We start from the raw sequence: 6,929 nt of genomic DNA on the forward strand, positions 1-6,929 counted from the left end.
CCGCATAACAAGGGTAGGGAATAGAAATTATGCAAAAAAACTGGGATAGTCTCATCCGACCAAAGCGTATTGATATTGATGAAAGCACACATACCCGTTTTTATGGGGAGTTTAGCTGCCAGCCGTTAGAGCGGGGGTTCGGCATTACCTTGGGCAATGCCCTGCGGCGGGTCTTGCTGTCTTCCATCCAGGGGGCGGCAATAGTTTCCCTTCAGATTGACGGGGTGTTGCACGAATTTTCTACCGTGCCCGGAGTTAAGGAAGATGTGACGGACATCATCCTTAACTTGAAGGGAGTTCGGATGAAAATTCATCAGGACGGGCCGCAGGAGATAAGAATTGACGCCAAAAAAGCGGGCGTCGTCACGGCGGGCGATATCATAACGGATGGTACAGTGGAAATACTCAATCCCGACCATCACATTGCCACTCTTTCCGGAGAAGCGCCTTTTCGGGCTTTGATGGTTGCCAAGATGGGCAAGGGTTATATACCGGCCGGCAGTGGCAAGGATATTGATCAGCCTGAGGGCGTCATCAATATGGACGCCTTATTTTCGCCCGTAACAAAGGTCAATTATACGGTTACCTATGCGCGTGTTGGTCAGATCGCCGATTACGACAGGCTTATTCTGGAGGTCTGGACGGATGGCAGCGTGTTGCCGGAAGACGCAGTTGCTTATTCGGCCAAGATTTTGAAATATCAGCTTGATATATTGATCAATTTTGATGAAGCTGATGAAGAGGAAGAGCAACGGGGTGCGGAGGAAGGCGGTACTATTAATGATCAACTGCTGCGTCAGGTTGACGAACTGGAGCTTTCCGTAAGATCGGCCAATTGTCTGAAAAATGCCGGAATTAATATGATCGGGGAGCTCGTGCAAAAATCGGAAGCAGAGATGCTGAAGACCAAAAATTTTGGCCGCAAGTCTCTCAGTGAGATCAAGGAAGTGTTGGGTGAGCTGGGACTTGGTTTCGGTATGAAGCTTGGATAATCATATCGGCAGCGGTAGGGGCGCGTTTGAAACCTGCTCCTGCCGATCTGGGTGGGAAAGGAAGAATAGTAATGCTTTACGGGAAATCAGGCAGTAAACTGGGAAGAACGACGAGCCACAAAAAAGCCATGTTACGCAACATGGCAACTTCTATTATAAAGTATGAAAAGATTAGAACCACTGATTCGAAGGCCAGAGAAATAAAGAGGGTGGCCGATAAATTAGTGACGTTAGGCAAGAGAGGCGATCTTCATGCCCGGAGACAAGCCGCGTCTTTTGTAAGAGACCGGGCGATGGTGGGTAAACTGTTTGATGAATTGTCGGCTCGTTATCGCGACCGGGCCGGCGGTTATACGCGGGTCATCAAGGTGGGTTGCCGGATCGGCGATAATGCGCCCATGTCCATTGTAGAATTTATTCAATAAACGACGAGGGAACAATTCTTCCTCTGCTATCATCTCTGTTCAGTAGGGAGGAACGGGAAGATGGAGATCAGGGTCCTTGGTTGCCACGGATCGCAGCTTCCTGGTTATAATACGACCTGCTTTTTGCTGGACGGCAAGATCCTGCTGGACGGCGGGACCATCACATCAGTCCTCACTGCCGAAGAGCAACTAAACATCGAGTATGTTTTTGTCACCCATGCCCACCTCGATCACATCAGCGACATCATGTTTCTGGCCGACAACCTTTGCTATTCGCAAAGAGAACGGCCCTTAGTTGTTTTGAGCACCCCCCAGATCATCGCCACATTACGGTATTACCTGTTTAATGGTGTCATCTGGCCGGATTTCTCCGGCATTCCCAGTGCGGAAAATCCCGTTATAAAATTCGAGGCCATCTCACCGGGGGGAACCGTCACGACCGCCGGGTTGGACATTACCGCTGTCAAGGTCAGTCACTCTGTGGAAACGGTAGGTTATGTTATTGAAGCTGACGAGGGAACCGTCATCTTTATGGGTGATACCGGGCCTACGGATGAAATCTGGCGGATCGCCAGGAAGAAAAAGAAGAAGCTGCAGGCAGTATTCATTGAAACTTCTCTCCCCAACGACATGCAGACCCTGGCCGACATGACGGGGCACTTAACGCCTGCCTCCCTGGAGCAGGAGCTGAGTAAATTGGGCGATCTCAACGTTCCGATCTATCTATACCATATGAAGACCCATCTTCAGGAAGTGATAAGAGAAGAGCTGGCCCTCCTGATGAACGACAACCTGCGTGTCCTTGAGGATGGTCAGATCCTGCAAATCGGGGCGTTATGACCACCCCGGGCGATTACCTTTCCCAGTTGAACAGTTCAATTATTCGTTTAGGTCTCGGTCCGGTCCGGAAACTGCTGGCGTCTTTGCATAATCCCCAGAATCGCTACGCGAGCGTCCTGATCGGCGGCACAAACGGCAAAGGTTCCATCGCCGCTACGACGGCAGCCATTATGCAGGCAGCCGGCTACCGCGTCGGTCTCTATACCTCGCCGCATCTAATTGACATCCGGGAGCGAATTCGCGTCAACGGCGACATGATAGCCGTAAACGAACTGGATGGTCTGATTGACGAGGTGAGGGGACAGGTCGGCGAGGAGATTACCTATTTCGAATTTCTCACGGCGGTGGCCTTTCTGTATTTTTACCGGAGGCAGGTGGAGGTGGCAATCCTGGAAGTAGGTCTGGGGGGCAGGTTGGACGCAACCAACGTTGTTATCCCGGTTCTCTCTGTGATATCCAACATTTCCCTTGAACATGGTGATTATTTAGGCAAGGGGCTGGCGAATATAGCGCGGGAAAAGGGGGGGATTATCCCGGTCGGCGGGGTGTGCGTGACGGCGGCCAGGCAGAAGCCGGTGCGGGAGATACTCGCCGGGATCTGCCTTGACCGCCAGGCGCAGCTCTATCAGTTGGGTAGAGATATCAGCGTCCGACGCCACCATGACGGGACCTTCTCCTATCGGGGGATCAAGAAAAATTATCCGCGGTTGGCCTGTTCTCTCAGGGGAAGGCACCAGGTGGAAAATACCGCCCTGGCGCTGGCGGCCATAGAGCTGCTGGCGGACAGAGGCGGACTGCCTGTCAGTGACGCTGCCGTTTACCGGGGGATGCAGAACACCCGGTGGGAAGGACGGCTGGAGGTCCTGCAGTCGGATCCGCAAATTATCGTGGATGGCGGCCATAATCCGGCCGGGATCGCCGTCCTGGGCCGGGCCTTGCGGGAGGATTTCTCCTATCGCCGTCTGATCCTAATCTTTGGCGTGCTGCGGGATAAAAATTTCCAGTTGATGTTGAAAAAAATTGCGCCGCTGGCGGATGTGGTTATCATCACCCGGCCGGATACGGCAAGGGCCGTCCCGCCGGGCGAACTGACAGCAGCAGCCAGGCTTTATTGCGACCATGTCGAGATCGTCGCCGATACCCGTCAGGCCCTCTACAGGGCCATGGCGGTGGCCGCCAGGGAAGATTTGATCTGTGTTGCCGGGTCACTTTATCTGATCGGAGAAATCAAGCAGGCATACGCGGCGACGCATGCGTAGCCCCTGCATATGCCGACGCCACGAACTCAAGCTGGCTGACGGTGGTATAATGAATAAAATTTTCCCTTGGCATTTTATCTGTTTTCTCACGATCGTTTTCTGGGGCGCCGCCTTTTCCGGTTGGGCGTTGGAGGGGCTTCCCACGACAGGAGGGCCGTTCACCATTGAAGCCGACCGTATCTCCTACGACCAGGGGGAAGATATCTACCGTGCCTCGGGCCAGGTCAGCATTGTTTTTTCGGGCGGCACGCTGCGAGCTGATTCCGTAATGCTGGCCAAGGGCAGCAACACCGCCTCAGCCGAGGGCCGGGTAAGGCTCCAGACGGCAAGCGATCTCCTGGAAGGCGACAAGGTTGATTTTGATCTGACGACGAACACCGGGGTCGTATCTTACGGGAAGATGTTTATTGCCCGGAACCACTTCTATCTGAAGGGCGATAAGATTGAAAAAAGGGGGGAGGCCACCTACCGCATCCAAGGGGCGTGCCTGACCACCTGTGACGGCGAGACGCCGGACTGGCGCCTCACGGCCCGGGAAATGGACGTCACCGTAGATGGTTACGGAAAGCTCAGAGACGGCAAATTTTTCGCTAAAGATGTGCCTATTTTGTACCTCCCCTATTTCATTTTTCCCGCCAAAACGACGCGCCAGACCGGTTTTCTTTTCCCCAGGCTGGCCTACTCGCGCGATAAACTGGGTTGGGATACGGAGATTCCCTTCTATGTAGCCATCTCGAACAGCACCGATGCGACCTTTTATCAGCGCTACATGGATAAGCGAGGATTCAAGGAGGGCGCCGAGTTCCGGTACTTCCTCAATAAAGATTCCTATGGCACCATTTATGGCGATTACCTGCGCGACTCCGCCCAAATCACGGAACAGGCGGGAGCTCTGAGCAGAGACTGGCAGACGCCTCAGAACCGCTGGTCTTTCTACCTGCAAAATTATACCGCCCTGCAACCGGGTTTATACCTGCGGGCCGACATCGCGAAGGTTTCCGACAAATGGTATTTCCGGGATTTCTCCTCGCACAATTATTACCAGGACCATTACGCGCAGAATTCTGATGAACGCTTCCGCAGGGTGTCCTTTACAGCCGACGAATCCCTGGCTTTCCTGGAATCAAAAGTGCGCCTCGTTAAAGACTGGTCTTTATATAATCTCACGGCCCTCCTGAGCTATACGGATGATTTAACGAGAAATTCCAATGACGCCACCTTGCAGAAATATCCCGAGATTACCTTAAGCGGGGTGAAGCAATCTTTCCTGGGTACGCCCGTCAATTTTGTCCTGAATGCTTCCTACAGCGGCAATTACCGGCAGGCGGGACAGGGGGGTAATCTGGGCGATGTTAAGCCGGTTTTTTCGCTGCCCCTGGATGTGGGTGGCTTTTTCAGTTTGATACCGGAGGCGGAGGTCCGGGGGTCGTTCTGGGAAAGGAACGACGACCTGGTGACGGACGACAATAAGCGCGGCCAACGTACCGCCTATCGCCTGGGGATGGACGCGACGACGTCCTTTTTCCGTGATTTTACCCTGGCAGGCCAGGCAAAGGACCCAACGAAGGGCTCAACAAAGGACCCGGTCATGGATAAAATTCGCCATGAAATTAAACCGGAATTGATCTATACCTATCTCCCCTATGTAGAGCAGACAGACCTGCCTGATTTTGCAGACGTTATTGCCGAGCAGCATTCCGTCACAGCGGCCATCACCAATACGCTGGTGGCCAGGATGAAAGACAAGAACGGTGCGACGAGTTATCAGGAAATACTGCGCTTCAAGGTGGCCCAAGGTTATGACATCAAGGAGGCGAGGCGGAATGGCAATGGTTCTGTCGCTCCCCGGCGCCCCTTCGGCGGCGTAGATATGGAGCTGGACTTAACACCTTCTGCTGTCATTGCCTTTTACGTTCGCAACCGGCTCAATGTCAATTCCGGCCGCTGGGAGAAATCCAACTACGATCTCAAAATGACCGATACGCGGGGCGATACCGCGACGATAGGCTACCGCTATACAGCCGATTTACTGGAAGGAATCAATCTTTCCTTCCGGGCCTTTGTAACAAAATCCCTGGACCTGTCCTATGAGCTCAAGAGAAACTTGTTTGACGGGCAGGATATCAGCAATGTCGTCGGCTTTAACTACAGCCGCCAGTGCTGGAGCATCGGTTTAAGCTTTGCTGATGCGGCGAGCGACCGGACGGTAATGCTTTCCTTCTCCCTCAATGGTTTGGGCGGCGTGGGGAAAAAATAGGTAATTTATATGAGAATCCACCCCTTTACCAAAGGGGGGTTAAGGGGGGATTTTCATGTTTCGTTGTGCCCGCGCCGGTCATGGGGGTTAATCAGGGGGAAATATCGAGCAGCACCTTCAGGGCGTCACTCTGAACGGCGCGTGTGAAGGCATCTTCCACCTCGGCGAGGGGATAACAGGCCGTAATCATCTTGGAAAGCGGCATGTCGGGATAGTCCTGCATCATGCGCAGGCCGTCGCCGAGCCGCCCGCAGCGGGAACCGATGACGGATATTTCATTGATGACGATGGGTGCCAGGTTGATATTTTGCGGCTGGGCTGCCGTGGTTTTGAGAACGATTACGCCCCGTGGCCGGCAGAGCTGGATGGCCTCCGAGATTCCCTGACCCGAACCAGTGGCCTCGACGACGATATCCGCCCCATCAGGCGCGGTAAAGTTGGCAGCCAGAGCCGTCTTGATCCCCCGCCACTGAGCCAGCGCCAGTTTCCCGGCATGATGTCCCAGAAGCGTAACATCGGAGCAAACGGTAGCGAGCGCCCAGGCACAGAGAATACCCAAACGGCCGTCACCAATGACGACGATGCGCTCCTCGCCATGGACAGGAAGCTGTTCCAGTATCTCGCAGGCCGCCGAGAGCGGCTCGATTAGAATGGCCCGTTCGTCAGGAATCGCGGCCGGAATTTCCAGCAGATTGGCGATGGGCAGGACGCAGTAATCAGCCAGGCAGCCATCAAGATTAACGATTCCCAGGGTAGTGCGTTGCGGACAATGACGGCCCAACCCTCGGGCGCACCACTCGCAGCAGCCACAGGCGGCGTTAATGTCGCCGGAAACTCTTCTGCCGATCCAGGCAGGATCGTCGCTCTCGGCCACCACGCCGATAAACTCATGCCCCATAACTCCCCGGAAGCCCAAGTAGCCCTGCATGATCTCCATATCGGTCCGGCAGATTCCCGCGATGCGAACCTTAATCAACGCCCATCCCGGCTCCCTCGCCGGTACAGGATAGTCTGTAATACTAATTTGCATTCATAGATATACTAACGATCCATTCGAAACCGGTTAGCCCTGCCACTGTATGATTATCCTTTTCCAAAGTCGCCAGGGAAGTGACAAGTTCATCTTCAACTGCATTCAGGCTATGGAACACCTTAT

General features: G+C 53.9%; 6 protein-coding genes. 5 read left to right on the forward strand and 1 reads right to left on the reverse strand.

Annotated features, from left to right (window positions below; genetic code table 11):
- The first annotated feature begins 29 nt into the window (after positions 1-29).
- The 5 genes from NT140_13560 to lptD are packed head-to-tail and all read left to right on the forward strand — an operon-like array spanning position 30 to position 5,773.
- The gene (locus NT140_13560) at positions 30-992 is read left to right on the forward strand and encodes a DNA-directed RNA polymerase subunit alpha (GenBank protein ID MCX5832881.1); all 963 of its coding nucleotides are present in this window, start codon (positions 30-32) and stop codon (positions 990-992) included.
- A gap of 26 nt (positions 993-1,018) precedes the next feature.
- Positions 1,019-1,417: a 50S ribosomal protein L17 gene (gene rplQ, locus NT140_13565; protein ID MCX5832882.1), complete on the forward strand. Its 399-nt coding sequence runs from the start codon at positions 1,019-1,021 to the stop codon at positions 1,415-1,417.
- A gap of 60 nt (positions 1,418-1,477) precedes the next feature.
- Positions 1,478-2,257 carry a 3',5'-cyclic-nucleotide phosphodiesterase gene (locus NT140_13570; protein MCX5832883.1) on the forward strand — a complete coding sequence of 260 codons (780 nt, stop codon included), beginning with the start codon at positions 1,478-1,480 and terminating at the stop codon, positions 2,255-2,257.
- Positions 2,254-3,516 carry a bifunctional folylpolyglutamate synthase/dihydrofolate synthase gene (locus tag NT140_13575; GenBank protein ID MCX5832884.1) on the forward strand — a complete coding sequence of 421 codons (1,263 nt, stop codon included), beginning with the start codon at positions 2,254-2,256 and terminating at the stop codon, positions 3,514-3,516. The genes NT140_13570 and NT140_13575 overlap by 4 nt, the downstream gene beginning before the upstream one ends.
- 49 nt (positions 3,517-3,565) lie before the next feature.
- Entirely contained in the window at positions 3,566-5,773 is a 2,208-nt protein-coding gene (gene lptD / locus NT140_13580; GenBank protein ID MCX5832885.1) for an LPS assembly protein LptD, read from the forward strand.
- A 91-nt stretch (positions 5,774-5,864) separates the two neighbouring features.
- On the opposite strand, the gene NT140_13585 is transcribed toward lptD, so the two are convergent.
- Complete coding sequence (locus tag NT140_13585; protein ID MCX5832886.1) at positions 5,865-6,749, reverse strand: alcohol dehydrogenase catalytic domain-containing protein; 885 nt, start codon at positions 6,747-6,749, stop codon at positions 5,865-5,867.
- Between the last annotated feature and the right edge of the window lie 180 nt (positions 6,750-6,929).

The organism is Deltaproteobacteria bacterium (assembly GCA_026388415.1).
GTDB lineage: Bacteria > Desulfobacterota > Syntrophia > Syntrophales > JACQWR01 > JAPLJV01.